This window comes from Cellulomonas sp. Leaf334 (assembly GCF_001424195.1).
Lineage (GTDB): Bacteria > Actinomycetota > Actinomycetes > Actinomycetales > Cellulomonadaceae > Cellulomonas.
In genome coordinates this window covers 347,704-373,683 of record NZ_LMOO01000008.1, presented here as the reverse complement: position 1 = coordinate 373,683, position 25,980 = coordinate 347,704, and the positions used below count along the sequence as shown (strand labels likewise).

Annotated in this window: 22 protein-coding genes and 1 tRNA gene; 17 read left to right on the top strand and 6 right to left on the bottom strand. The window is 72.4% G+C overall.

What is annotated here, in order from left to right; translation table 11 throughout:
- Window positions 1-91: 91 nt before the first annotated feature.
- The 6 genes from ASF78_RS19795 (at window position 92) to ASF78_RS19770 (ending at window position 7,030) form a co-directional block, all read left to right on the top strand.
- Window positions 92-778, top strand: a complete 687-nt coding sequence (locus tag ASF78_RS19795) for an ABC transporter ATP-binding protein (protein ID WP_056593621.1) — start codon at window positions 92-94, stop codon at window positions 776-778.
- Window positions 775-2,136: an ABC transporter permease gene (locus ASF78_RS19790; RefSeq protein WP_056593619.1), complete on the top strand. Its 1,362-nt coding sequence runs from the start codon at window positions 775-777 to the stop codon at window positions 2,134-2,136. Before ASF78_RS19795 ends, ASF78_RS19790 begins: the two co-directional genes overlap by 4 nt.
- A gap of 114 nt (window positions 2,137-2,250) precedes the next feature.
- Window positions 2,251-3,603, top strand: coding sequence for an FAD-binding oxidoreductase (locus tag ASF78_RS19785; RefSeq protein ID WP_056593616.1), 1,353 nt, complete (start codon window positions 2,251-2,253; stop codon window positions 3,601-3,603).
- Window positions 3,604-3,643: 40 nt separating this feature from the next.
- Window positions 3,644-5,788, top strand: coding sequence for a DNA polymerase III subunit gamma and tau (locus tag ASF78_RS19780; RefSeq protein ID WP_056593613.1), 2,145 nt, complete (start codon window positions 3,644-3,646; stop codon window positions 5,786-5,788).
- 65 nt (window positions 5,789-5,853) lie between these two features.
- On the top strand, window positions 5,854-6,453 hold the full coding sequence (gene recR / locus ASF78_RS19775; protein WP_056593610.1) for a recombination mediator RecR: 600 nt from the start codon (window positions 5,854-5,856) through the stop codon (window positions 6,451-6,453).
- A 10-nt stretch (window positions 6,454-6,463) separates the two neighbouring features.
- A complete protein-coding gene (locus ASF78_RS19770; RefSeq protein WP_056593607.1) occupies window positions 6,464-7,030 on the top strand; it encodes a DUF5063 domain-containing protein in 567 nt (188 codons plus the stop codon).
- 11 nt (window positions 7,031-7,041) lie between these two features.
- On the opposite strand, the gene ASF78_RS19765 is transcribed toward ASF78_RS19770, so the two are convergent.
- The 3 genes from ASF78_RS19765 to ASF78_RS19755 all read right to left on the bottom strand — a co-directional run bounded on the left by ASF78_RS19765 (window position 7,042) and on the right by ASF78_RS19755 (window position 10,394).
- The gene (locus tag ASF78_RS19765; RefSeq protein WP_056593604.1) at window positions 7,042-8,172 is read right to left on the bottom strand and encodes an ABC transporter permease; all 1,131 of its coding nucleotides are present in this window, start codon (window positions 8,170-8,172) and stop codon (window positions 7,042-7,044) included.
- Window positions 8,169-9,125, bottom strand: a complete 957-nt coding sequence (locus ASF78_RS19760; RefSeq protein WP_056593601.1) for an ABC transporter ATP-binding protein — start codon at window positions 9,123-9,125, stop codon at window positions 8,169-8,171. Before ASF78_RS19760 ends, ASF78_RS19765 begins: the two co-directional genes overlap by 4 nt.
- Before the next feature lie 75 nt (window positions 9,126-9,200).
- A complete protein-coding gene (locus ASF78_RS19755; protein ID WP_056593598.1) occupies window positions 9,201-10,394 on the bottom strand; it encodes a cellulose-binding domain-containing protein in 1,194 nt (397 codons plus the stop codon).
- A 205-nt stretch (window positions 10,395-10,599) separates the two neighbouring features.
- Here ASF78_RS19755 and ASF78_RS19750 point away from each other — a divergent pair, with 205 nt between their 5' ends.
- Window positions 10,600-11,871, top strand: a complete 1,272-nt coding sequence (locus ASF78_RS19750; RefSeq protein ID WP_056593595.1) for an aspartate kinase — start codon at window positions 10,600-10,602, stop codon at window positions 11,869-11,871.
- Between the two features lie 4 nt (window positions 11,872-11,875).
- Entirely contained in the window at window positions 11,876-12,925 is a 1,050-nt protein-coding gene (locus ASF78_RS19745; RefSeq protein ID WP_056593592.1) for an aspartate-semialdehyde dehydrogenase, read from the top strand.
- Between the two features lie 66 nt (window positions 12,926-12,991).
- Here ASF78_RS19745 and ASF78_RS19740 read toward each other — a convergent pair whose 3' ends face one another.
- A complete protein-coding gene (locus ASF78_RS19740) occupies window positions 12,992-14,485 on the bottom strand; it encodes a heme peroxidase family protein (protein ID WP_056593590.1) in 1,494 nt (497 codons plus the stop codon).
- A gap of 141 nt (window positions 14,486-14,626) precedes the next feature.
- On the opposite strand from ASF78_RS19740, the gene ASF78_RS19735 reads away from it, so the two are divergent.
- The 9 genes from ASF78_RS19735 to ASF78_RS19695 all read left to right on the top strand — a co-directional run bounded on the left by ASF78_RS19735 (window position 14,627) and on the right by ASF78_RS19695 (window position 24,908).
- The gene (locus ASF78_RS19735) at window positions 14,627-14,989 is read left to right on the top strand and encodes a GntR family transcriptional regulator (protein ID WP_056593587.1); all 363 of its coding nucleotides are present in this window, start codon (window positions 14,627-14,629) and stop codon (window positions 14,987-14,989) included.
- Window positions 14,986-15,882 carry an ATP-binding cassette domain-containing protein gene (locus ASF78_RS19730; RefSeq protein WP_056593586.1) on the top strand — a complete coding sequence of 299 codons (897 nt, stop codon included), beginning with the start codon at window positions 14,986-14,988 and terminating at the stop codon, window positions 15,880-15,882. Before ASF78_RS19735 ends, ASF78_RS19730 begins: the two co-directional genes overlap by 4 nt.
- Entirely contained in the window at window positions 15,879-16,619 is a 741-nt protein-coding gene (locus ASF78_RS19725; protein WP_056593583.1) for a hypothetical protein, read from the top strand. The genes ASF78_RS19730 and ASF78_RS19725 overlap by 4 nt, the downstream gene beginning before the upstream one ends.
- A 72-nt stretch (window positions 16,620-16,691) precedes the next feature.
- Window positions 16,692-17,591 carry an ABC transporter ATP-binding protein gene (locus ASF78_RS19720; RefSeq protein ID WP_056593580.1) on the top strand — a complete coding sequence of 300 codons (900 nt, stop codon included), beginning with the start codon at window positions 16,692-16,694 and terminating at the stop codon, window positions 17,589-17,591.
- Window positions 17,592-17,593: 2 nt separating this feature from the next.
- Complete coding sequence (locus ASF78_RS19715; protein WP_056593577.1) at window positions 17,594-18,382, top strand: ABC transporter permease; 789 nt, start codon at window positions 17,594-17,596, stop codon at window positions 18,380-18,382.
- 245 nt (window positions 18,383-18,627) lie between these two features.
- Window positions 18,628-21,927, top strand: a complete 3,300-nt coding sequence (locus ASF78_RS19710) for a glycoside hydrolase family 48 protein (protein ID WP_056593574.1) — start codon at window positions 18,628-18,630, stop codon at window positions 21,925-21,927.
- 127 nt (window positions 21,928-22,054) lie between these two features.
- Window positions 22,055-23,392, top strand: a complete 1,338-nt coding sequence (locus tag ASF78_RS19705; RefSeq protein ID WP_056593571.1) for a sensor histidine kinase — start codon at window positions 22,055-22,057, stop codon at window positions 23,390-23,392.
- Window positions 23,380-24,048 (top strand): response regulator transcription factor, encoded by a 669-nt coding sequence (locus ASF78_RS19700; RefSeq protein WP_056593569.1) that lies wholly within the window; start codon window positions 23,380-23,382, stop codon window positions 24,046-24,048. The genes ASF78_RS19705 and ASF78_RS19700 overlap by 13 nt, the downstream gene beginning before the upstream one ends.
- Window positions 24,045-24,908, top strand: a complete 864-nt coding sequence (locus tag ASF78_RS19695) for a hypothetical protein (protein WP_056593567.1) — start codon at window positions 24,045-24,047, stop codon at window positions 24,906-24,908. Before ASF78_RS19700 ends, ASF78_RS19695 begins: the two co-directional genes overlap by 4 nt.
- A gap of 79 nt (window positions 24,909-24,987) precedes the next feature.
- Here the strand turns inward: ASF78_RS19695 and ASF78_RS19690 are convergent, their stop codons facing one another.
- On the bottom strand, window positions 24,988-25,458 hold the full coding sequence (locus ASF78_RS19690) for a peptidoglycan-binding domain-containing protein (RefSeq protein ID WP_156374248.1): 471 nt from the start codon (window positions 25,456-25,458) through the stop codon (window positions 24,988-24,990).
- Window positions 25,459-25,819: 361 nt separating this feature from the next.
- A tRNA-Pro gene (locus ASF78_RS19685) sits at window positions 25,820-25,893 on the bottom strand.
- Window positions 25,894-25,980 lie beyond the last annotated feature (87 nt).

Below are 25,980 nucleotides of genomic sequence, written 5' to 3'. Positions count from 1 at the left end.
GGTGCGTCCGCCTCAGGGGGCACACGGCGACCGACCGGCCGAGCCCGGGGGCCGATGCCGGACGCCCGCCGCCCCGGGCAGCCTGGGCACCATGAACACCGCCACCCCACGCCTGTCCGCCCGCGGCCTGGTCAAGCGCTTCGGCACGACGACCGCGCTCGCCGGGGTCGACGTCGACCTCGCCGACGGGGAGTCGCTCGCCGTCATGGGCCCGTCGGGCTCCGGCAAGTCCACGCTGCTGCACTGCCTCGCGGGCATCCTGCTGCCCGACGCCGGCACGGTCGCGCTCGACGGCCGGGAGGTCGGCGGTCTGTCCGACCGCGAGCGCTCGCTCCTGCGCAGGCGGCGCTACGGCTTCGTGTTCCAGTTCGGCCAGCTGCTCTCGGAGCTGCCCGCGATCGAGAACGTGGCGCTGCCGGCGATGCTCCTGGGCACCCCGCGGAGGGAGGCCACCGATCTGGCGGGACGGTGGTTGGGGTCGCTCGGGCTCGCAGGCATGGAGGGCCGACGGCCCGGGGAGCTGTCCGGCGGGCAGGCGCAGCGCGTCGCCGTGGCGCGGGCCCTCATCACCGGTCCCGCGGTCGTCTTCGCCGACGAGCCGACGGGGGCCCTCGACCAGGCCACCGGCCACGACGTGATGCGGATCCTCACCGAGACGACGAAGGCTGCCGGGGCATCGCTCGTCGTCGTGACCCACGACGCGCAGGTCGCCGACTGGTGCGACCGTCGTATCGAGGTGCGCGACGGTCTGGTGCGCCACGCGGAGGCCACCCGATGAACGCCGTCCTCGCGCTCGCACCCCGGTTCCAGCGGGCGGGCGGGCGGGACGCGCGCGTGACGACGGGTCTGGCGATCACCGCGTTCGCCGTGACGACCGGTCTCACGCTCAGTGTGGTCGGCGGCCTGATGGGGTTCACCACGCGCGCGCAGGTGCCGGTCCCCGAAGGGCAGGGCGACGACGCCGGCGTCTACGTGATCCTCGCGTGGATCGCCGTGGTCCTCCTCGTCGTTCCCCTCATCACCCTGGCCGGTGCCGCCGCTCGCCTGGGCGTGGCCCGTCGGGACGCCCGCTTGGCCACCCTCCGTCTGCTCGGCGCGACACCGCGCGAGGTGGTCGGCCTGACCGTCACCGAGACCGCCTGGCAGGGACTCGTCGGGGCGGTCCTCGGCATCGTGCTCTACCTGGTTCTGCTGCCCGTCTGCGCACTGCTGCCGTTCCAGGGCACCACGTTCAGCGTCGCCGAGCTGTGGGTCGGGTGGGAGGGGCTCGCGATCGCACTGGTGGCGGTCCCGCTCCTGGCCGCCCTGTCCGGTGCGGTGTCGCTGCGGCGCGTGAGCGTGTCGCCGCTCGGTGTGGCCCGGCGGGAGACGCCGAAGAAGATGACCTGGCTGCGGGTGGTGGTCGCCGTCGTCGGGATCGGCGTCTTCATGGTGATCAGTGCCGTCGCAGGGTCGCTCGGCGCCACAGCCGCCGCCGCGCTCATCGGCGCGATGGCCGTCGGCTTCGCGACCCTCAACGCCGTCGGGCCGTGGGTGCTGGGGATCGTCGGCAAGGTGCAGCTGCGCCGCGCGACGACCCCCGCCCGGCTGCTGCTCGCCGCGCGTCGGCTCCTCGACGACCCCAAGGCTGCGTGGCGCGTGGTCGGCGGGCTGGGGCTCGCCGGGTTCGTGGCCGGGGCGCTCGCGGTCCTGCCGTCGATCGTCGCGGTCGACATGTCCGACGACCCGCAGGGCGCGATCCTCATGGACGACCTGGTGACCGGCGCGATGGTCACGCTCGTGGTGGCGTTCCTGCTGGCTGCCGTGTCCGCGGGGATCGCGCAGGCGGCGAACGTGCTGGACCGGCGCCGGGAGATCGCGCTGCAGAACCTGGCCGGCACCCCCGTCGAGCTGCACGACTCCGTGCGCCGACGCGCCGTGCTCGTGCCGCTGCTGTTCGTCGCGGTGGGGTCCGCCATGACGGCTCTCGTGATGTTCTACCCGCTGCTCGGCCTGGCGGCCGTGTCCTCGCCGCAGGGACCGCTGATGCTCGTCGCGTTCCTGACGGGCGGCTGCGCGCTGGTGTTCGCCGCGACCGAGACCTCGCGGCCGCTGCTGCGGTCGGTGCTGGCCGACACGGTGGTCCGCGCCGACTGACTGTGGGTGGGTGCCCGTCCGGGCAGGGTGCTCGTCGCCTCCTTGACGACGCGTGGGCCCCGCGCTGCACTGGACGGGGTCGCGGTCTGGTCGCACGGCAGGGGGCCTCTCGACATGACGCAGACGACGAGCTCCGAGGTGTGCGCACGATTGCGCGCGCACGTGCGCGGGCACGTGTGGCAGCAGGGCGACGACGGGTACGACGACGCCCGGCGGGTGTGGAACGGGGCGGTCGACCGGCGTCCGGTGGTCGTGGTCCGGTGCGTCGACACGGACGACGTGCGGACGGCGCTGCTCGTCGCGCGGGAGAGCGGCGTGCCGCTCACGGTGCGCGGGGGTGGGCACGACTGGGGCGGCCGGGCGCTGGGCGACGGCGTCGTGCTCGACCTGTCCGCGATGCGCGGCGTCGACATCGACCGGGGCGCGCGCGTGGCGGTGGCGCAGGGTGGTGCGCTCGTCGCGGACGTCGTGGACCCTGCGGCGGCGCACGGTCTGGGCACCGCGACCGCGGTGGTGCGGACGGTGGGGATGGCCGGGATGACGCTGGCCGGTGGGTACGGCGGGCTCGTCGGGCGGTTCGGCCTCGCACTGGACAACCTGCTCTCGGCCGAGGTCCTGCTTCCCGACGGGACCCGTGTCCACGCGGGGGCCGACGGGGACCCGGAGCTGTACTGGGCGCTGCGGGGCGGCGGTGGCAACTTCGGGATCGTGACCTCCGCGCGCTACCGGCTGCGCGCGCTGGGGCCGGTGCTCGGCGGCATGGTCCTGTACCCGCTCGACCAGGCCGTCCAGGTCCTGCGCGGGTACCGCGACGTGATCGCCTCGGCGCCCGACGAGCTCACGGTGATGGCTGGCTTCGTCGGCGGGCCGACGGGTCAGGCGGCGGCGTACATCGCGCCGACATGGTGCGGGGACCTCGAGACCGGCGAGGCCGCGATCGCACCGCTGCTGCGGCTCGGCACACCGGTCGGCGGGGGCGTCGGCCCGATGCCCTACCCCGACCTCATCCGCATGTTCGAGGCCGGCGCCCAGCCGGGCCAGCACTACGCGCTGGGCACCCGCTGGCTCCCGACCCTGACCGACGGAGCGATCGACGTGCTCGCCGAGGCGGCCTCGACCTGGCCGTCGTCGTCGTCGCTGCTGGCCCTGCACCACTTCCACGGCGCCGCGACCTGGGTCGCGCCGGAGGCGACCGCGTTCGCCCTGCGCCAGGAGCACGTGCTCGCGGAGGTGATCGCCGCGTGGCGTCCTCCCGCGGACGCCGCGGCGAACCGCGCGTGGGTCGAGCGGGTCGCGACGGCGCTCGCACCCGGCGCGCTGCCCGGGGGCTACCCGAACATCCTCGGGCCTGCCGACGCGGACCGGGTGCGGCTCGGCTTCGGCGCGAACGCCGACCGGTTGCTCGCCGCCAAGCGTCGCTACGACCCGGACGGGGTGCTCACCGCGATCGCTTCCCTCGCCACCTGAGCGGCGACGACTGTCGGCGCAGGCGTCTAGAGTCCGTGGCGTGACGACTGCCCTGTACCGCCGCTACCGGCCCGAGAACTTCGCCGAGGTGATCGGTCAGGACCATGTCACCGCGCCCCTGCGGCAGGCGCTGCGCAGCGGCCAGGTCAACCACGCCTACCTCTTCTCCGGCCCGCGCGGCTGCGGCAAGACGACGTCGGCGCGCATCCTGGCCCGCATCCTCAACTGCGCGCAGAACACCGAGGAGAACCCGACCGACACCCCGTGCGACGTGTGCGAGTCGTGCCGGGAGCTGGCGCGCGGCGGACCGGGCAGCCTGGACGTCGTGGAGATCGACGCGGCGAGCCACGGTGGCGTCGACGACGCCCGTGAGCTGCGGGAACGCGCGACGTTCGCGCCCGCGCGGGACCGCTACAAGGTGTTCATCCTCGACGAGGCGCACATGGTCTCGAACCAGGGCTTCAACGCGCTGCTCAAGATCGTCGAGGAGCCCCCGCCGCACATCAAGTTCATCTTCGCGACGACGGAGCCGGACAAGGTCATCGGCACCATCCGCTCGCGCACCCACCACTACCCGTTCCGGCTGGTCCCGCCGGACGTCCTGGTGCCGTACCTGCAGCAGCTCTGCGACAGCGAGGGTGTGCCGGTCGCGTCCGGCGTCCTGCCGCTCGTGGTGCGCGCAGGCGGCGGGTCGGTGCGCGACACCCTCTCCGTGCTGGACCAGCTCATCGCGGGCTCCGGCGGTGGCGAGCTCGGGTATGAGGGCGCAGCTGCGCTGCTCGGGTACACGCAGGCCTCGCTGCTCGACGACCTGACCGAGGCCATCGCCGCTCGCGACGGTGCGTCGGCGTTCCGGGTGGTCGAACGCGTCATCTCCACCGGTCACGAGCCGCGCCGGTTCGTCGAGGACCTGCTGGAGCGCCTGCGCGACCTCATCGTCATCGCTGCCTCGGGTGACGCCGCCGACGCCGCCCTGCGCGACGTCCCCACCGACCAGCTCGACCGGATGCGCCTGCAGGCCCGCCACCTCGGCGCCTCGGAGCTCTCCCGGTCGGCCGACCTCTGCAACGCCGCCCTCACCGAGATGACCGGCGCGACCTCCCCCCGCCTGCACCTCGAGCTGCTCATGGCGCGGCTGCTGCTGCCCGCCGTCGAGGACACCCGCTCCGGCTTCGGCGCCCGCCTGGACCGGCTGGAGCGCGGGCTCCCCGCTGACGGCTCCGCGCCGGTCCGCGTTCCCGTGGAGACCACACCAGCACCGGCGGCGACCCCATCGGTGGTGACCGCCCCCCGTCCCGAGCCGGTACCCCCCGCCTCGCCGGTCACGCCACCAGCAGCCACCGCCGCACCCGAGAAGACGGTCCCCGTCCCGCCGACGGTCGCCGACACCGAGGACAGCCCGCCGTGGGACCCCGCTCCACCGACGGAGCAGATCGCGGCCTCGCCGGAGCCCGAACCCGCGCCGGCACCGGTCGTAGCCCCTCCGACGCCTGCAGCCCCGCCCGCGCCCGTCGCGCCCGCCGCCCGCGCGGCCGGCGCCGGGCCCGACACCGAGGTGCTGCGCCGCCGCTGGCCGGAAGTTCTCGAGACGGTCAAGGGTCTGCGCCGCGTCACGTGGGCGCTCATCGACCCGCGCAACGCCCAGGTGGCGGAGCTCGACGCGACGACGCTGAAGATCGCGTTCGACAACCCTGCGCTCGCGACGACGTTCCGCAACGGCGCCCACGCGGACGTCGTCGCGCGGGCCGTGCGGGAGACGCTCGGGTTCGACGTGCGCGTCGAGGGCATCCTCGCCGAGCAGGTGACGTCGACCCCGGCTCCCGCCGCGGCGCCCCGACCGGCCGCCGACGAGCGCAGCAACCCCCGGGCCGTGACCCCGGCGGAGGCGGCAGCGTCCTGGGACGACGAGCCGCCGATGCCGGAGCCGCCCGACGACGAGCCCGGCGAGCCGGCCACCCCGGACGCGCCGCCGCAGGACGTCGCACCACCGGCGCCGGGCACCGCCCGGGAGCGCGGGATGGCGGCCGCACGGGAGTCGGCGTCGAGGTCGAACCCGAACGTCCCCGACGACCCGTCGCCGGACGACCCGGACATCACGACGTCGAGCCTGATCGGTGCGCCGCTGGTCGCGCAGATGCTCGGCGGCACGGTCATCGACGAGCAGCTGGACGACGGCACGTCCTGATCGCAGGTCGCTGGTCGGGGGTGGCGGCACGCGGTGCCGAGCCGTGCACCCCGTAGGCTGACGGTGTGTACGAAGGCGCGGTCCAGGACCTGATCGACGAGCTCGGGCGACTGCCCGGGGTCGGTCCCAAGAGCGCCCAGCGCATCGCGTTCCACATCCTGTCGGCGGATCCGGCGGACGTCCGCCGGCTGTCCGACGCGCTCACCGAGGTCAAGCTGCGGGTCCGGTTCTGCGAGGTCTGCGGGAACGTCGCGCAGGAGCCGCAGTGCCGGATCTGCCGGGACCCGCGCCGCTCGCCGACGTCGATCTGCGTGGTCGAGGAGTCGAAGGACGTCGTCGCCATCGAGCGCACCCGCGAGTTCCGCGGCAAGTACCACGTGCTCGGCGGGGCCATCAACCCGATCGCGGGCGTCGGCCCGGACGACCTGCGCATCGCGGGGCTGATGACACGCCTCGCGGACGGCACGGTCACCGAGGTCATCCTGGCCACCGACCCGAACGTGGAGGGCGAGGCGACCGCCACGTACCTGGCGCGGCTGCTGGTCCCGATGGGTCTGACGGTCAGCCGGCTGGCGTCGGGTCTGCCGGTGGGCGGTGACCTGGAGTACGCCGACGAGGTCACGCTCGGCCGGGCGTTCGAGGGCCGCCGACGGATCAGCGCGTAAGGGGAGACCGATGAGCACCACGGCAGACGCGGACCTGCGGGACATCGCCGACGCGGTCGCGTCCGAGGCGCGCAGCTATCTGACGACGGTCACCGAGGTCGCGTCGGGGGCGAACCCCGACGCGTCGTTGCCGCTGCTGCTGCTCGCGGTGAGCGACATGCTCGCGGCCGGCGCGCGGCTCGGTGCGACGACCGACGTCGTACCGTCCGAGCGGTTCGAGCCGGACGTCGGCCCCGACCCGGACGTGGAGCCGCTGCGGGCCAACCTGGCGAACGTGTTCGAGGGCATCGACGAGTACGCCGAGGTCGTCGACCCGCTCCTGGGCGTCGACGTCCAGCCCGCGAGCGTGTCGGGGGATCTCGTCGCGATCGCCGGGGCGCTGGCCCAGGGGCTGCGGCACTACGAGTCCGGTGGCGTGCTCGAGGCCCTGTGGTGGTGGCAGTTCTCGTACCTGTCCGACTGGGGCGAGCGCGCCTCGAGCGTCCTGCGCACCTTGCAGACGATGCTGGCGCACCTGCGACTGGACGTGGAGGACGACGTCGCCGCGGAGGCGGAGTACGACGCCCTGCAGCCCTGACGGACGACCGGTCAGGCGACGCGGGTCCCTCGCGGGAGGGTGCGCTGCGGGATCCGCAGGCGGCGGACGGCGACGACGTAGCCGGCCGCACCGAGGAGCACGTCGACGGCGAGCCCCCAGGGCCAGACGGGCGCCCGGGAGACGGTGTCCTGCCTGTCCTCGACGGAGGAGTCGAGCCAGCACTCGTCGACGGGGATCGCGGGGCCGGCGCGCAGCTGACGGACGCCGTCGCGGATCATGCCGAGGGGGTCGTTGCTGTTGTCGGCGAACCGCGCGTGCTCAGTGGTGCCGGCGCCGTCGGCGAGCACGACGAACGGGTTGATCCCGAGGAGCCACCAGGTGCGTTCGGTGTGGGCGACGGAGCGTTCCTGGACGGTGACCTCGCACGCGGCGGTGCCGGACTCGTCGTCGAAGCTCATCGGCCCGGAGCTGACGGGGACCTCCTGCGTGCGGGAGATCGTCGGGAAGGTGAGCCCGAACAGGATCGGGGTCAGCAGGGTGAGGGCGGCGACGGTGAGGAACGTGAGGACGGTCGAGCCGGCGGTGCGGGTGGTGAGGGCGGAGAACCCGAGCCCGATCCCGCACACGCACGCGAGCAGGACCGCGACGAGCAGGACGACGCGCAGGAGCGCGGTCCCCGGTGTGCCCTCCATGGCCAGGGCGATGCCGAGGAACGGCAGGCTCGCGACGAGGAACGCGCACGCGACGGCCCACGCGGCCAGCAGCTTGCCGGCGGCGATCTCGGCGGGGGTCAGGAGCGTGACCTGCAGGGTGGCCAGCGTGCCGGCGTTGCGGTCGCCGTTGATGCCGGTGGAGGCCAGGGTCGGGGTGACCAGGAGGCCGAGCCCGAGCACCAGGAACGTGACCGCACCGAACAGCAGAGGTCCTGCCGACGGGCCGGGACCGGACTCGCCGGACGCGCTCGTGGAGATGGCTCCGGAGGTGAGCAGCGTGATCCCGCCGACCACCACGAACCACACGACCAGCGCGACGACCCACCGGGTCGACCGCACCCGCTGACGCAGCTCCAGGACGGCGACGGTGCGGACGCCGTGCCAGGTCAGCCCCCAGGTCGCACCGCGGGCGGCGCGCGGCGGCTTCGTCGACGGCTCGTGCTCGAGCTCGACCTCGGACAGCGTCATCGCCGCTCCTCCTCGAGGGTCAGGTAGGCCTGTTCGAGCGTGCCGGCGGCGGGCACGAGGGACACGAGCGGCACCCCGGCCGCCACGGCGTCGCGGACCAGCCGGGCGGCGTCGTCGTCACCGTCCATGTCGAGGAGGACGCCGCCGGCGCCGGTCTGGGTGACCGCGGCGCCGTCGGGCTGCCAGGTGGCCCCGGTGCTGGTGAGCCACGTGGTGAGTGCGTCGAGCGACAGCGCCCGCACGTGCCAGGACGTCGTGCCGGTGGCCGCGGCGTCCGGGACGACGGTGCGGCCCTTCGACAGGAACACCGCGTCGTCGGCCATCTCGTCGAGCTCGGACAGGACGTGGCTGGAGACGAGGACGGTCCTGCCCTCGTCGGCGAGCCTGCGCAGGAGGATCCGCAGGTCGACGCGGGAGCGGGGGTCCAGACCGCTCGCGGGTTCGTCGAGGAGCAGGACCGACGGGTCGTGCACGAGCGCGCGGGCCAGCCCGAGGCGTTGCTTCTGCCCTCGGGACAGGACGCTGGCGGGCCGGTCGGCGTACTCGCTGAGGTGCACGGTGGCGAGCAGGTCGGTGGCCCGGGCCGCGGCGGCCGCGGGGGAGAGCCGGTAGGTGGCGGCGAAGGTCAGCAGCACCTCGCGTGCGGTCAGGGAGTCCCAGGTGCCGAACGTGTCCGGCATCCACCCGGTCCTGGCGCGCGCGGCCGGTCCGTGCGCGACGGGGTCGTGCCCGGCGACGCTCACGGAGCCCCGGTCCGGGACGAGGAGGCCCGCGAGCACCAGCAGCAGCGTGGTCTTGCCGGAGCCGTTGGGGCCGACGAGCGCGGTGACGGCACCCGCGCGGGCGGTCAGCCCGACGCCGTCGAGCGCCCTGACCGTCCCGAAGGCGCGGTGCAGGTCGCGCACGACGATGCCGTCGCCCGTGGCCGACGGGGGAGGCGTGGTGCTCGACATGGGCGACACCGTAGGACCGGGCAGCCCGCGGACGGGAAGGTTCCGTCCGCGGGCTGTGTGCAGGTGCTGTGCAGGTCAGCAGCCCAGGCGGCTCGCCGCGACGGCGACGTCGTCGTACCAGAGGGTGTCGGCACCCTCGCCGTAGCTCTCCCAGCCGAGCCGCAGGTCGGTCAGCCGCGGTGCCCACGCCTTGTTCAGCCACTGGCCGTCGACGTCGTGGGTCGGTGTGCCGTCGGCGACCAGGCCGGGGACCGTGGACCCGTCGACCCACGTGGTCAGGCGGCCGGCACCCTCGACGAGCAGCTCCACGCAGTGCCACGAGCCCGTCGGCAGGGCGGTGCTCATCGAGACTCCGGTCGGGCTCTGCTCGGGCAGCGTGGCGTCGTCGGACGACCGGTTCCACTGGAGCGCGCCGTTCTGGCCGCCCATGCGCAGGTCGCGGTTGCCGTCGGCGGAGTCCTTCATCGCGAGGAACGTGGTGTGCGAGGTCGGCAGCGCGGTGGTGTGCCGGACGTAGAAGCGCACGTAGTACGACTGCGGCAGCGACGACAGGTCCGCGGCGGCCTGGGCGAACACGTGGTTGCAGTAGCCGGCGGTGCCGACGACCTTGAGCGAGCGGCTGCCCGAGTGCGCGACGGTGCTGTCGACCGACGCCGCGCCGGTGCCCGAGCAGTCCGGGTGCGAGACGGTCCACGGGCTGGTCAGCGCGGTGCCGGTCTGGGACTCCAGGCCGTCGCAGAAGAGTGCGGGGCCGCAGTCGGGGTCGGGGTTGGGTGGGACGGTCGGGGTCGGGGTCGGGGTCGGGGTCGGGGTGGCTGTCGGGGTCGGGGTCGTCGTCTCCGTGGGCGTCGTCGTCGGCGAGACGGTCGGGCTGCCCCCGTTGCACGCGACGCCGTTGAGCACGAAGTCCGTCGGCGGGGTGTTGGTCCCGCTGAACGTGCCCTGGAACCCGAACGACGTGCTCCCCCCGGCAGGGACCTCGCCGTTCCACGGCGCGTTCGACGCGGTCACGCTCGACCCCGTCTGGACCACGGTCGCGTTCCAGCCCTGCGTCACGCGCTGCCCCGACGGGAAGGCCCAGGTCAGTGTCCAGCCCTGCGCGGCCTCGCCCGGACTCACGCGCACCTCGGCGGTGAAGCCGCCAGGCCAGGAGCTCGCCGTCCAGCTGACCTGACAGCCGGTGGCGGCCTGGGCGGTGATCCCGACGAACGTGCCGACGCCGGCCAGGACGGCGACGACGACGGCGGTGAGCGCAGCGCGGACGCGCATGGTGGGTCCTCTCGGTCGCGCGCCCGGTGCCCCCTGCGGTCAGGCGTCGCACCTGGCAGCGTGGCGGGTGGTGCCGCGCAGGGGGAGGTACCCAAACGCTTCACCATGAGCGGCGGCGATCCGCCATCTGAAACTCGATGCCCACCTGGTGAACACGCACGTACACTCGCCCGGACCTGTCCCGAGCCCGCGAAAGAGCTCTCCCGTGGCCCTGATCGTGCAGAAGTACGGCGGTTCCTCCGTCGCCGACGCCAGCAGCATCAAGCGCGTCGCCAAGCGCGTCGCCGAGGCGAAGCGCGCCGGTCACGACGTCGTCGTGGTGGTCAGCGCGATGGGCGACACGACGGACGAGCTCATCGACCTCGCCCAGCAGGTCACCCCGCTGCCGCCGCAGCGTGAGATGGACATCCTCCTGACGGCCGGCGAGCGCATCTCGATGTCGCTGCTCGCGATGGCGATCCACAACCTCGGGGTCGACGCGAAGTCGTTCACCGGTCAGCAGGCCGGCGTCATCACGGACGAGACCTACGGCAAGGCGCGCATCATCGACGTGACGCCCAGCCGCATCCGCGACACGGTCGCGCGCGGCTCCGTCGCGATCGTCGCCGGGTTCCAGGGGGTCAACCCGTCCACCAACGACGTGACCACGCTCGGTCGGGGCGGGTCGGACACGACGGCGGTGGCGCTCGCCGCCTCGCTCAAGGCCGACGTCTGCGAGATCTACACGGACGTCGACGGCGTGTTCACCGCGGACCCGCGCATCGTGCCGACCGCCCGCAAGCTGGACCGGGTCAGCTACGACGAGATGCTCGAGCTCGCGGCCAGCGGCGCCAAGGTGCTGGTCCTGCGCTGCGTCGAGTACGCCCGCCGCTACGGGGTACCGATCCACGTGCGCTCGTCGTTCACCACTCATACGGGCACGTTCGTGACCGACCAGCCCGCCGAAGGAGAGATTGTGGAACAGCCGATCATCGCGGGCGTCGCGCACGACCGCAGCGAGGCCAAGATCACGGTCGTCGGGGTGCCCGACGTGCCCGGCAAGGCCGCGCGCATCTTCGAGGTCGTCGCCAACGCAGGCGTCAACATCGACATGATCGTGCAGAACGTCTCGGTCGCCGCGACGGGCCTGACGGACATCTCCTTCACGCTGCCCGCCACGGACGGCGCGGCAGCCACCGCGGCGCTCAGCGAGCACCAGCCCGACATCGGCTTCGCGTCGCTGCAGTACGACGACACGATCGGCAAGCTCTCGCTGATCGGCGCGGGCATGCGGTCGCACCCCGGCGTCTCGGCGCGGCTGTTCGCGGCGCTGTCGGACGCCGGGGTCAACATCGAGATGATCTCGACGTCGGAGATCCGGATCTCCGTGGTCACGCGGGCCGACTCGCTCGACGAGGCGGTCCGTGCGGTGCACACGGCGTTCGACCTGGACTCCACGGAAGACGAGGCCGTCGTGTACGGCGGGACGGGACGGTAGGGACATGGGACTGAACATCGCGGTGGTCGGTGCCACCGGCCAGGTCGGCAGCGTCATGCGCCGGCTGCTGGAGGAGCGCGACTTCCCCGTCGCCTCGATCCGCTACTTCGCGTCGTCGCGCTCGGCCGGCACGACGCTGCCGTGGAAGGGTGCCGACGTCGTCGTCGAGGACGTCGAGACCGAGGACCTCTCGGGCATCGACGTCGCCCTGTTCTCCGCCGGTGGCGCTGCCTCCAAGGTGCACGCGCCGCGGTTCGCCGCCGCGGGTGCGCTCGTCATCGACAACTCGTCGGCGTGGCGTCGTGACCCCGAGGTCCCGCTCATCGTGTCCGAGGTGAACCCCGGTGCGCTCGCGGGCGCCGTCAAGGGCATCATCGCGAACCCGAACTGCACCACGATGGCCGCGATGCCGGTGCTCAAGGTCCTGCACGACGAGGCCCAGCTGACCCGCCTGGTCGTCTCGACCTACCAGGCCGTCTCCGGCTCCGGGCTCGCGGGGGCCGACGAGCTCGACAGCCAGATCCGCGCCGCCGTCACCCAGGACACGCTCGCCCTGGTCCACGACGGGTCCGCAGTGACGCTGCCCGCCCCGGTCAAGTACGTCGCGCCCATCGCGTTCGACGTCATCCCGCTGGCCGGCTCCATCGTCGACGACGGGCTGAACGAGACCGACGAGGAGCAGAAGCTCCGCCACGAGTCGCGCAAGATCCTCGACATCCCCGACCTGCTGGTGTCCGGCACCTGCGTGCGGGTCCCGGTGTTCACCGGGCACTCGCTGTCGATCAACGCCGAGTTCGCACGGCCGCTGAGCCCGCAGCGTGCCGCCGAGCTGCTGGCCGACGCCCCCGGGGTCCAGCTCACGGACGTGCCGACGCCGCTGCAGGCCGCCGGTCAGGACCCGTCGTTCGTCGGCCGGCTGCGCCAGGACGAGGGCGTCGAGGGCGGTCGCGGTCTTGCGCTGTTCATCAGCAACGACAACCTCCGCAAGGGCGCCGCGCTGAACGCGGTCCAGATCGCGGAGCTGGTAGCGGCGCAACGCCTCACCGCCGTCTGAGCACACAGCAACGTCCGCACTCGAGGGCCCCCCAGCCCACCCGAGCGCGAACGTTGCTGCGTGTGGTCAGGCGAGGGCGCCCACCACACCGGCTGCCGTGAGCAGGTCGGTGATGCCGAACGTGTCGTTCGTGCCGTAGGTCGGGGTCCAGTCCGGGTCCTGCGACAGGTACGACGACGGGTCCCCGTCGATGAGCCCGTGGAAGACCTCGGCCACGATCCGCCCGCCGACCCGTCCGAGGTGCTTGCCGTCGGCCTGCTTCTCGGCCTCCCGCAGCACGTAGAACCAGAGCGGCGTCCGCTTGTGCAGCCCGTACGGCTCGAGGTCGGCCAGGTCGGACTCGGGCAGCGGGGTCTCCTGCATGGCGGCGGCGACGCGCTGCCCGGACGGCACCTCCAGCGACAGGCTGCGCAGGAGGTTGCGGATGGCCAGCGAGTCAGGCTCGTCCGACGGCTGACCCAGCAGGTGGAAGAGGGTCGTCGAGAGCTTCGTGTCGATGCGCTTGTTCTGCCGCACCTCGCCGCCGCCGAAGTCGAAGAACGTCTGCCAGTCGATGAACCGCCGCGGTGCCCGGCAGCCGCCGCGCAGGTCCCCGGGGTCGGTGCCGGAGGCGGTGTGGTCGAAGATGACCGCGAAGAACTGGAGGGTGCGGTCGGTGGCGGACGTGCCGAAGTTCGCGCGGTAGCTGGGCCGCACCTGCGAGTGGCCGAACCGGTACGCGGCGACGGAGAACTCCACCGGGATGTACGGGGAGTTGCGCCAGTCGTAGAACTTGCGGCCGTTGGTCCAGATGTCGGCCATCAGGGCGTCGCCGCAGGTCAGCGGCAGGAACTCGTGCAGGATCATCCATTGGTAGTGCCACCGGACGATCCGCTGGGCCTCCGCGAACACCTCGCCCGGTGTGGCGAGCGGGCCGAGGTCGTCCCGCACGTCGGCGACGACGCGGTTGTGGAAGCGCAGGAACGCGAGGTGCAGCTGGTTGAGGATGAGGTTCTCGTCGTTGCGCGGGTCCCCGATGAGCGCGGTCAGCTGGGCGTTGCGCGGGACGTCGAACCGCTGGTCCTGGTCGATGCAGTGCGTCTCGGAGCCGACGTTGGGCTCGACCAGCATCGTGGTGCGACCGTGGTCGACGGTCTGGTCGTACAGGTGCGGTGACGCGCCGGGGCCGCCGCCGTAGACGCTGTCGAGGTCGAGTGCCGGGATGCGGAAGTTCCGGATCGACTCCGGGTCCTGGGTGCGGGCGAGGCTCGACGTCGGGTCGAACGTCATGTCGTGGTCGAGGAACTGCCCGAGGAACGTCATGCCGGCGGTGAGCCGCGGGTTGTCGGGGTTGTCGACGCGCAGGGTCGGGTCCACGATCAGCGCGAACGGGTCGGCGGCCGGGCTCTCCTGGGTGTCCATGAGGCCGCCGGGCTTGCCCAGCTCGACGAGTGCGGCGCGCACGCTGGGCGTGTCGGCTGCGAACCCGGGCAGTGCCGGGAACAGCCGGCCGAACCGACCCTGGTCGTAGAACGTGGACTTCGGTGTGTGAATGCCCTTGTCGGCATCTCCGTGCGGCATGGCTCCCCCTCCGGCATCAATGACGGTCCTCCCGAGGAGCCCCCTGCGGTCCCCCCAGATACATCGTGCTCGTCCTCTTGCGCCGGCAGGAAGTCCTATGGTTAGTTGGTCAAGTAACGAACCACAGAACGGAGGCGCGCGATGTTCGACGGGCGTCACCCCCTGTACGTGCAGATCGCCGACCAGATCCGGTCGGACGTCCTCACCGGAGCCCTACGAGCGGAGGAACAGGTCATGTCGACCACGCAATACGCGACGACGTTCCGGATCAACCCTGCGACCGCTGCCAAGGCGTTCACGGAGCTGGTCGACGAGGGCGTCCTCTACAAGCGCCGCGGGATCGGGATGTTCGTCGCCGAGGGCGCCCGCGAGCAGCTGCTCGCGCAGCGTCGGGCCTCGTTCTTCGCCGAGGTCGTCGAGCCGATGCTCGAGCAGGCGCGCGTGCTGGGCATCGGCGTCGACGAGATCGTCGACACGCTTCGCGAGAAGGAGGGACCGCGATGAGCGGCTTCGGTGTCGAGGTCCGGGACCTCACCGCCCGCTACGACACGACGGTCGCGCTCGACGCGGTGTCGTTCAGCATCCGCCCTGGCGTGATCACCGGCCTGCTCGGCCGCAACGGCTCGGGCAAGACCACCGCGCTCTCGGTGCTGGCCGCGTTCCGTCGTAGGACGTCCGGCACCGTGCTCGTCGACGGGGAGGACCCGTGGGAGAACGAGCGGGTCCTCGCCGGGACGTGCCTCGTGCGGGAGAGCGGCGACGTCGCCCTCGACCAGAAGCTCAAGCGGACGCTCGACTTCCTCGGCGACCGTCGGCCCCTGTTCTCCCGCGAGCTGGCGGACACGCTGATGGACCGCTTCGAGCTGGACCCGCAGTCCCAGCCCAACAGGCTGTCCCGGGGGAAGCGGTCCGCGTTCGGGGTCGTCGTCGGGCTCGCCAGTCGCACGCCGCTGACCCTGCTCGACGAGGTGCACCTCGGCATGGACGCCCCCTCGCGGTACGCGTTCTACGACGTGCTGCTCGCCGACTGGTTGGAGCACCCCCGCACGATCGTCCTGTCCAGCCACCTGATCGGCGAGGTCGAGCGGCTGCTCGAGGACGTCGTCGTGCTGGACCGCGGGACGGTGCTGACGGTGTCGGACGCGGAGACGCTGCGCTCCGGTGGCCTGACCGTCACCGGCCCCGTGGCCGCGGTCGAGGCCTTCGTCGCCGGCCGCGACGTCGTGGCCCGGCAGAAGCTGGGCGGCACGGCGCAGGCGACGCTCGTCGGTGCGCAGGCCGACGACGCCACCCGGGCGCGGCAGAGCGGGCTCGAGCTGGGCCCCGTCGCGCTGCAGGACCTGTTCGTCCACCTGACCGACCGCCCCGCCGCGGTCAGCACGGAGAAGTCACGATGAGCATCGACACGGTACGCCGCCCGACCACCAGCTCCGTCCGCGCCACCGCGACCTGGCTGCTCTGGATGAACCTGTACCTGGCCGCGTGGTTCTGGGGGCTCGCGATCATCGTCGTGACCGCAGCGCTCCTGCTCATCAACCAGGTGGGCGAGGTCAACAACAGCGTGCTCGCGTTCGCCCGGCAGGGCGCCCTGTGGTTCCCGTTCTCGGTGCTCATCGCCATCACGGCCGCCTACCTGCCCGTGCACGTCGCGGCCGGTCTGACCCGGCGGTGCCTCGCCCTCGGGTCGCTGGTCGCCGCGACCGGTACGGCGGTCGTGTACGGGTCGGTGTTCTCGGGCCTGCTGCTGGTCGAGCGCGCGGTCTTCGACGCGCTCGGGTGGCAGTGGCGGATCCTCGAGGACCTCACGCCGGCCCAGGAGGAGCCCCTGACGATGTGGGTCAGCACCACGATGCTGCTCGTCGTCGGCTACGTCTCGGGGGTGCTCGTCGGGATCACCTACCAGCGCGTCGGAGGCTGGTTCGGGACCCTCGCCCTGCCGCTGACCGTCGGGCCGGTCCTGCTGGTCTTCGCGCTGTTCGCGCAGAACGCCGGTCCGTTCTCGACGTCCGAGTGGTTCGGCGGCGAGCAGCCGCTCCTCGTCGCCTGCGCGGCGACCCTGCTGATCGTGGGCGCCATGGCGTTCGCGTTCGACCGCCTGACGCGCGGTGCGTCAGTGCCCAACCGCACCTCCTGATCCCACACCCCCGCTCCGGGACCGGCTCCGCGCCGCTCCCGCGGCACCTCACACCCTTCGGAGGGAAGACGCATGTCCGTCATCCAGGTCCAGAACCTGCACAAGCGCTACGGCAGCAAGGTCGCCGTCGACGACGTCAGCCTCGAGGTCCACCGCGGTGAGATCTTCGGCATCCTCGGCCGCAACGGGGCCGGCAAGACCACGACCGTCGAGATCATCGGCGGCCTGCGCGACGCCGACGGCGGGACCGTCCGCGTCCTCGGCCTCGACCCGGCGCACGACCGGACCCGGCTGCGGCAGGTGGTCGGGCTGCAGCTCCAGGAGAGCCAGGTGCAGCCCAAGCTCGGGGTCCGCGAGGCCCTCGACCTGTACGCGTCGTTCTACCCCGACCCGGCCGACCCGGCCCAGCTCCTCGACGAGCTGGGCCTGACCGAGCGGGCCGACGCGCGGTTCGAGCAGCTGTCCGGCGGCCAGAAGCAGCGCCTGTCGGTCGCGCTCGCGCTCGTCGGCAACCCGCAGGTCGCCATCCTCGACGAGCTCACCACCGGGCTCGACCCGCACGCCCGCCGGGACACGTGGGAGGTCGTGGAGCGTATCCGGGACCGTGGCGTGACGATCGTGCTGGTCACGCACCTCATGGAGGAGGCCGAGCGGCTCTGCGACCGCATCGCGCTCATCAACGCGGGTCGCGTCGTGGCCACCGGCACGCCGGCGGAGCTGGTCGCGCGAGCGGCCTCCGAGCAGGTCCTGCGGTTCCGGCCGTCGGCTCCCGTGCCCGTCGGGCTGCTCGAGCAGGTCGCCACCGTCACGCACACCGACGACGGCACGATCGAGGCCCGCGGTCAGGACAACGTCGTCCAGGACGTCCTCGTCGCCCTCGCCCAGCACGGCATCCGCCCCGAGAACCTCCGCCTCGAGCAGAGCTCGCTCGAGGACGCGTTCGTCACGCTCACCACCCCTCTGGAGGCCTGACCATGTCCACCACGACGATCACGCGGACCCCCGGGTCCGGCGCCTTGTCCCGCCTCACCGCCGTGGAGGCCCGGCTGTTCCTCCGGGAGCCGTCCGGTGCGTTCTTCGCGGTCCTGTTCCCGGCCGTCCTGCTCACCGTGCTCGGCCTGGTGATGCCGTGGGCGGACCTGCCCTTCAACGACCAGGACCCGGTCCTGTCGCAGATCAACGGCATCACCGGCTACGCCCCGACGGTCCTGGCGCTCGCCGTGGCGACCGTCGGCCTGTCCGCGTACCCGCAGACCATCGCCGGGTACCGCGGCCGCGGTGTGCTCAAGCGGATGTCCACCACACCGGTGCCGCCGTCGCGGATCCTCGTCGCGCAGCTGGCGGTCAACCTGGTGGCCCTCCTGGTGGCGGCCGTGCTGATGTTCGCGGCCGGTGCCCTGGTGGTCGGGGTCGCCGCGCCGGCGGAGCCCCTCGTGCTGCTCGGGGCGTTCCTGCTCAGCGTGCTCTCGGCGTTCGCCGTCGGCTCGGTCATCGCGGCCCTGGCACCGAACGCACCCGCCGCCACCGCGTGGGGGATGTCGGTGTACTTCGTCTCGCTGTTCTTCGCGGGCGTCTGGCTGCCTCTGCCGCTGATGCCCGACGTGGTGCAGACGATCGCCGGGTACACCCCTCTGGGTGCGGCCAGCGAGGCAATGGCGGCCGCTTGGTACGGGCAGCCCCTCGACGTCGCGCCGTTCCTGGTCATGGCCGCGTGGACGCTGGTCGCCCTGCCGGTGGCCGCGCGGTTCTTCCGGTGGTCGTGACCCATGTGGTCGCGCTCCCACCAGAATCGTTTAGGACCCTGGACGCTGGCTGTGCGCCGCCGGAAAGTGGGCGCCGACCCGGCCGTCGTCTGCCCGGAGGTCCGCGCCGCTGCGGACCGAACCGGCACCGTCGGCCAGTTCCTTCGCGCACCTCCGTCACCGCTCCCGCACGCGTGCGTGCGGGGCGCCGGGACGCGCCCGCGACGTCGCGGGCGCGTTCCCGACAGCCAGAAAGGTACGAGTAGATGTCCTCATCGACCCGACGGCGAGCTGCCTGGGTGGCCACGGCCACCCTGAGCGCAGCATCGCTGCTGGCCATCTGCGGGGTCTCTCCCGCGACGGCCGCACCAGCGCCGGCGACGTTCGTCGTCCCGGCATCCTCCATGGTCAAGGCCCCCATCAAGGCCGCCGTGGCCGACGGGGAGTACGCCCAGCGGTTCCTCACGCAGTACGAGAAGATCAAGGACCCGGCCAACGGCTACTTCAGCGCGCAGGGCATCCCGTACCACTCCGTCGAGACCCTCATCGTCGAGGCTCCCGACTACGGCCACGCGACGACGTCGGAGGCCTACTCCTTCTGGATCTGGCTCGAGGCGCTGTACGGCCAGACCACGGGCGACTGGGCGCCGATCAACAACGCCTGGGCGACCATGGAGAAGTACATGATCCCCCAGACCGTGGACCAGCCGACGAACTCGTTCTACAACCCGAACTCCCCGGCCACGTACGCCTCGGAGTACGACCACCCGAGCAAGTACCCGAGCCAGCTCAGCAGCGGCGTGACGGTCGGCAAGGACCCGATCGCCGACGAGCTGAAGTCCACGTACGGCACGCCGGACATCTACCAGATGCACTGGCTCGCGGACGTCGACAACAAGTACGGCTTCGGTGCGACCCCCGGGACGGGCTGCGAGCTCGGCCCGACCGCGACCGGCTCGTCCTTCATCAACACGTTCCAGCGCGGCGAGCAGGAGTCGGTCTGGGAGACCGTCCCGCAGCCGAGCTGCGAGGAGTTCAAGTACGGCGGCAAGAACGGGTTCCTCGACCTGTTCACGGGTGACGCCTCGTACTCGAAGCAGTGGAAGTACACCTCGGCGTCCGACGCCGACGCGCGTGCCGTCGAGGCGGTCTACTGGGCCAACAAGTGGGCCACCGAGCAGGGCAAGCAGGCCGACGTCGCCTCCATCGTCACGAAGGCCGCCAAGATGGGCGACTACCTGCGCTACACGCTGTTCGACAAGTACTTCAAGACGATCGGCTGCACGTCGCCGAGCTGCCCCGCGGGCACCGGCAAGGACAGCGCGCACTACCTGCTGTCCTGGTACCTGGCGTGGGGCGGCGCGCTCGACACCAGCGCCGGCTGGGCATGGCGCGTCAGCTCGTCGCACGCGCACATGGGCTACCAGAACCCGCTCGCCGCGTACGCACTGTCGACGGACTCGGCCCTGACGCCGAAGTCGGCGAGCGCCAAGAGCGACTGGGCGGCCTCGCTCGAGCGTCAGCTCGAGTTCTACACCTGGCTGCAGGCACCCCAGGGCGGCATCGCCGGTGGTGCGACCAACAGCTGGGGCGGCGCCTACGCGACGCCGCCGAGCGGCACGCCCACGTTCTACGGCATGGGCTACACCGAGGCGCCCGTCTACAACGACCCGCCGTCGAACCAGTGGTTCGGCATGCAGGCGTGGGGCGTCCAGCGCGTCGCCGAGCTGTACTACGCCTCCGGCAACGCGCAGGCCAAGAAGATCCTCGACAAGTGGGTCCCCTGGGTCGTCGCGAACATCTCCACGGACGGCGCCGACTGGAAGGTTCCCTCGGAGCTGACCTGGACCGGTAAGCCGGACACCTGGAACAAGACGAGCCCCGGTTCCAACTCGGGTCTGTCTGTCGCGGTCAAGAGCTACGGCCAGGACGTCGGCGTCGCCGGCGACACCGCCCGTGCGCTGCTCTTCTACGCCGCCAAGTCGGGCGACACCGCGTCGCGTGACAAGGCCAAGGCCCTGCTCGACGCCATCTGGGCCTCCAACCAGGACGACCTGGGCGTCGGCACGGTCGAGACCCGTGGGGACTTCCTGCGGTTCGACGACACGTACGTCGCCGGCGGCAACGGCATCTACATCCCCTCCGGCTGGACGGGCACGATGCCCAACGGCGACGTGATCAAGCCGGGCGTCTCGTTCCTGGACATCCGCTCCTGGTACAAGAACGACCCCGCCTGGCCGAAGATGCAGACGGCCCTGGCCACGGGTGTGGCGCCGCAGTTCACGTTCCACCGGTTCTGGGCGCAGACCGCCATCGCGGGTGCGCTCGCCGACTACGCGCGGCTGTTCGAGGGCACCACGCCCCCGCCGGTCGACACCACGGCGCCGTCGGTCCCGACGGGTCTTCTCACCGGCACCACCACGTCGACGTCCGCCGCGATCTCGTGGACGGCCTCGACGGACAACACCGGTGGCTCCGGCGTCGCGGGCTACGACATCTACCGCGGCGGCGCGCTGGTCGGCTCCTCGACCACCACGTCGTACACGGACACCGGCCTGACCGCGTCGACGGCGTACTCGTACACCGTGCGGGCCAAGGACGTCGCGGGCAACGTGTCCGCCGCGTCGTCGGCCCTGTCCGTCACCACCCGGGCGACGCCGTCCGACACGACCGCGCCGAGCGTCCCCACGGGTCTCGCGGCGAGCTCGGTCACCCAGAACAGCCTCACGCTGTCCTGGGCGGCGTCGACCGACAACAGCGGCGGGTCCGGCCTGGCCGGGTACGACGTGTACCGGGGTACGACGCGCGTCGGCTCCACCACGACGACGTCGTACTCCGACACGGGTCTGACGGCGAACACGGCGTACTCGTACACCGTCCGGGCGAAGGACGTGGCGGGCAACATCTCCGCGGCGTCGTCGGCCCTGTCGGTCACGACCCTGCCGGGGTCGACGCAGGACACGATCGCACCGTCGGTGCCGTCCGGCCTCGTCGCGACGACCGTCACCCAGACCAGCGTCGCCCTCACGTGGACCGCGTCCACGGACACGGGTGGCTCCGGCCTGGCCGGCTACGACGTCTACCGGGGCACGACGAAGGTCGGCACGCCGACCTCCGCGTCGTACACCGACAGCGGCCTCACGGCGGCGTCGGCGTACCAGTACACCGTCCGGGCACGGGACGTCGCGGGCAACGTGTCCGCCGCGTCGTCGGCCCTCTCGGTGACGACCCAGCCGAGCACGCCGACCGGCTCCTGCAAGGTGACGTACAACGCCAGCAGCTGGAACACGGGCTTCACGGCCTCCGTCAAGGTGACCAACACGGGCACGTCGGCGCTGAACGGCTGGACCCTCGGGTTCTCGTTCGCCAACGGCCAGAAGGTCACGCAGGGCTGGAGCGCCGACTGGTCGCAGTCCGGCACGGCGGTCACGGCGAAGAACGCCGCCTGGAACGGCACCCTCGGTGCCGGTCAGACGACGGACATCGGGTTCAACGGCTCCCACTCGGGGACCAACACCAACCCGACCGCGTTCACGCTGAACGGTGCCACCTGCACCGTCGGCTAGTCGCATGACGGACGGGCCGGTCTCCCTCGGGGGACCGGCCCGTCCTGCGTGGTAGGGCTGACCCCACCCTGCCCTCGTGGGTGGTCAGGCTGTCTGCGGATCGGCCCCGAGCCCTAGCGTCACTGTCATGACCTCACCGACACCTCCGAGCAGCGCGTCCGACGACATCCGCGTCGTCGCTCCCGCGCTCGCCGACTGGCGCGCGCTCGCCGCGGCACCCGTGTCCGTGGCGACGTGGCGCGGCATCTCGCAGATCGTCGTCGGATCCTTCGTCCTCCTCGTCGCGGCGATCGCGTTCACCGTCGCCCTGTCGCTCTCCCTGTCCCTGCTCGTGCTGGTCGTGGGCATCCCGATGCTCGTCGCGACGCTGTGGGCGTGCCGGCCCTTCGCCGCCATCGAGCGGGCACGCCTGCACGCGCAGCTCGACGTCACCATCCCCGCGCCGACGTACCCGCGCCGTGACGGGGTCTGGGCCAGCTGGTGGGCCGTGCTGTCCGACAGCCGCACGTGGGCGCACGTCGCCTACCTGGTGGTCGCCGGGCTGCTCCTGACGGCCCAGGGCATCGCTGTCACGTTCGCCGGCGGGTTCGCGCTCGGCGGGCTCGTGTACCCGGTCATCGCCACGGCCGCCGGCCTGACCCAGCCCCCGATCCCGCTGGTTCTCATGGTCCCGGCGGCCCTCCTCTGCGCGTGGATCGGCGCCCTCGTCGTCCAGGCGGGGTCGCTCGCCATCGTCCGCCTCGGGCGGACGCTGCTCGGGTCGTCGCCCCGCGCCGAGGCCGTCGAGCTGGCGCGGCAGGCGCAGGCTCGCGCGGTCCGGGCCGAGGGGCGGGCCGTGCAGCTCACCGAGACCCGCACGGCCGCCGTCGGTGCCGCCGACGAGGAGCGCCGACGCATCGAGCGCGACCTGCACGACGGCGCCCAGCAGCGGCTCGTGGCGCTCGGCGTCGAGCTGGGCAGCGCGCGGCGCAAGGTGTCGAGCGACCCGGAGGCGGCCGCTGCCCTGGAGCACGCGCACCGCGAGGTCAAGGAGACGCTCGCCGAGCTGCGCGACCTGGTCCGCGGCATCCACCCGGCGGTCCTCACCGACCGCGGCCTCGACGCGGCCCTGTCCGCGCTGGCGGCCCGCAGTCCCGTCCCCGTCCGCGTCGACGTCCCCGACCCACCCGCCCTGGGCCGCGCCAGCACGTCCGCGCAGGCCGCCGCGTACTTCGTCGTCGCCGAGGCCCTGACCAACGCCGCCAAGCACGCGTCCGCCTCGGCGGTGACCGTGACGGCGACCGTCACCGGCCCGAACCTGCGCCTCCTCGTCGCCGACGACGGGCGTGGGGGAGCGGTCGCGACCCCCGGCAGCGGGCTCGACGGACTGCGCAGCCGTGTCGCCGCCCTCGACGGCACGTTCGACCTGGACAGCCCGGCCGGAGCCGGCACCCGACTGACCGTGGAGGTGCCGTGCGCATCGTGATCGCGGAGGACTCGGTCCTCCTCCTGGACGGCCTCACCCGGCTGCTCGCCGCCGAGGGGCACGACGTCACCGGCTACACCACCGCCGACGAGGTCGTGGCCGCCCTCGGTCCGGCCGACGCCGTGCCCGACATCCTGGTCACCGACGTCCGGATGCCCCCGTCGCACACCGACGAGGGCCTGCGGGCCGCCGTGCACCTGCGCAGCCTGCACCCCCGGCTGCCCGTGCTGGTCCTGTCGCAGTACGTCGAGCAGCGGTACGCCCGGGAGCTGTTCGCCGGCGACGTGCGCGGCCTCGGCTACGTGCTCAAGGACCGGGTGGCGGACGTGGACGAGTTCCTCGACGCCCTCGGCCGCGTGGCCGGCGGCGGCACGGTGATCGACCCCGAGGTCGTCGCCCAGATCCTCGCCCGGACCCGTCGGTCCGGCCTCGAGACCCTGACCCCGCGCGAGCGGGACGTGCTCGGTCTCATGGCGGAGGGCCGCTCCAACGCGGCCATCGCCGACCGTCTCGTCGTCGGGCTCCCCGCCGTGGAGAAGCACGTCACCTCGATCCTCACCAAGCTCGACCTCCCGCAGGCCGCCGACGACCACCGCCGCGTGCTCGCCGTGCTGCGCTGGCTGGAGCACGAACCCACGAACGGAGAACGACCATGACCAGCACCCTGGAGCGGCCGGTCGACGCGCCGAGCCCCACCCCGCGCAGCCCGCGTGCCCGCGCCCTGACGTGGGTCGGCGGGATCGTCGGCGGCGTCCTGCTCCTGTCGGGCGGGTTCAGCGCCGTGGACCTGCTCGCCCTGGGGTCCGAGGGCGCGACCACCGTGACCGAGTCCGCCACGTACGCCGGGGCGCCCGTGGTCGAGCTCGTCGCCGACGGGCACGTCACGGTGACCACCGGCGGCGACCGGGTCGAGGTCGACCGGACGGCGCGGACGGTCCTGTCCGCCGCGAGCTACCGCGTCGACGAGTCCCCGGACCGCCTGCGCGTGAGCTACCGGTGCGAGTGGTGGCGGCCCGGCTTCTGCTCGGCGTCGCTCGACGTGACCGTCCCCGACGGCACGGCCGTGCTCGTCCGCACCAGCGACGGGTCCGTGACCGCCACCACGCTGCGCGGCCCCCTGGACGTGCACGTCAGCGACGGGTCGGTGGACGTGTCCGACATCGACGGCGACGTGACGGTCCGGTCGTCCGACGCCCGTGCGTCCGTCACCGACGTCCGCGGCACGGTGGACGTGAGCTCGTCCGACGGACCCATCGAGGTCTCCGACATCTCCGGGGACGTCATCACCCGGTCCAGCGACGGGCGGACCGAGATCTCGGACGCGCGGGCGAACATCGACGTCCGCTCGATCGACGGCGGCGTCACGGTGTATGGCACGGGCGAGCCGGTCGCGCTCGACATCACCACTCTCGACGGCCGGCAGACGGTCGAGGGGGCCGTCGACCCCACCTCGTCGACCCACGTGCGGATCGACACCGTCGACGGGTACGTGGAGTACCTGGGCCCGCGCGGCTGACCTGGCCTCAGACCGCCAGAGCACGGACAGGCCCGGCCAGCACGTCCTGGCCGGGCCTGTCCGTGCTGCCGCCGGTCGATCAGTTGTGGATCTCCCAGGTGCTGAAGCACCCCCAGTAGCTGCCGTTGTCAGCCCAGTAGCGCGGCCACTTCATCCAGAACTCCGTGTCAGGGCCGAAGACACCGTCGGGGTTCCTCCCGAGGCTGCGCTGCACGGCGACGAGCGCCGAGCGGGTGCCGTTGCCGAAGTAGCCGTCCACGAGAAGACCCTTGCCGTAGCAGGCGTTGAGAGCGGTCTGGAGCGCCTTCACGGCCGTCCTGCTCGACACGTTCTGGTACAGGACGCACTGGTTGAAGTGCGTGGCAGTGGTCGACACGGGCTCCCACGTCGTGAAGTCCCGGGCGCCGTTGGTGAAGTCGGTGTCCCAGACGTTGGCGGCCGTGTTGCAGACGGGCAGGGCCGCTGCGGCGCTGCCCGCGGTGGCGACCGAGATCCCGGCGAGCATGAGCAGCGACACGGCGAACGCGCTGACTCTGTGCCTTGTCTGCATGGATGTCTCCTCTGTGAGTTCGTCTGACCCGAGGCCGGCAACCGTGCCCGGCCCGAGCGGCGTGGACATGAGCCCGGAGGTCCGGGTCGGGACAGACTATGACAAATGTCACAGGGTCTGTGGCTGTTTCGTCGAGGAGTTTCCGCGACGTGGCGGCGGCGTCCACGCACTGGGCTCAGGCGATGAGGCATCCCTGTGGCCGAGGGGTCTCGCGATCATCGTGCACCCGACGATCGTCACGAGATGGGCGTCCCCATCGATCCCACCCGCGACTACCGACGCCGACCGTCTCGCCCGCCAACGACGAAACGGGCCGAACCATCGGTTCGACCCGTTTCCGATCTCCTGCGAGATCACACTGTCGGGGTGGCGGGATTCGAACCCACGACCTCTTCGTCCCGAACGAAGCGCGCTACCAAGCTGCGCCACACCCCGTGGAGCCTGGCAAGGATAGCCGACGCCGTGCCCATCTACGAAACTGGTGGAGGAGGCTCGCTCCTGTCCGGCGGTCGCAGCCGGAGA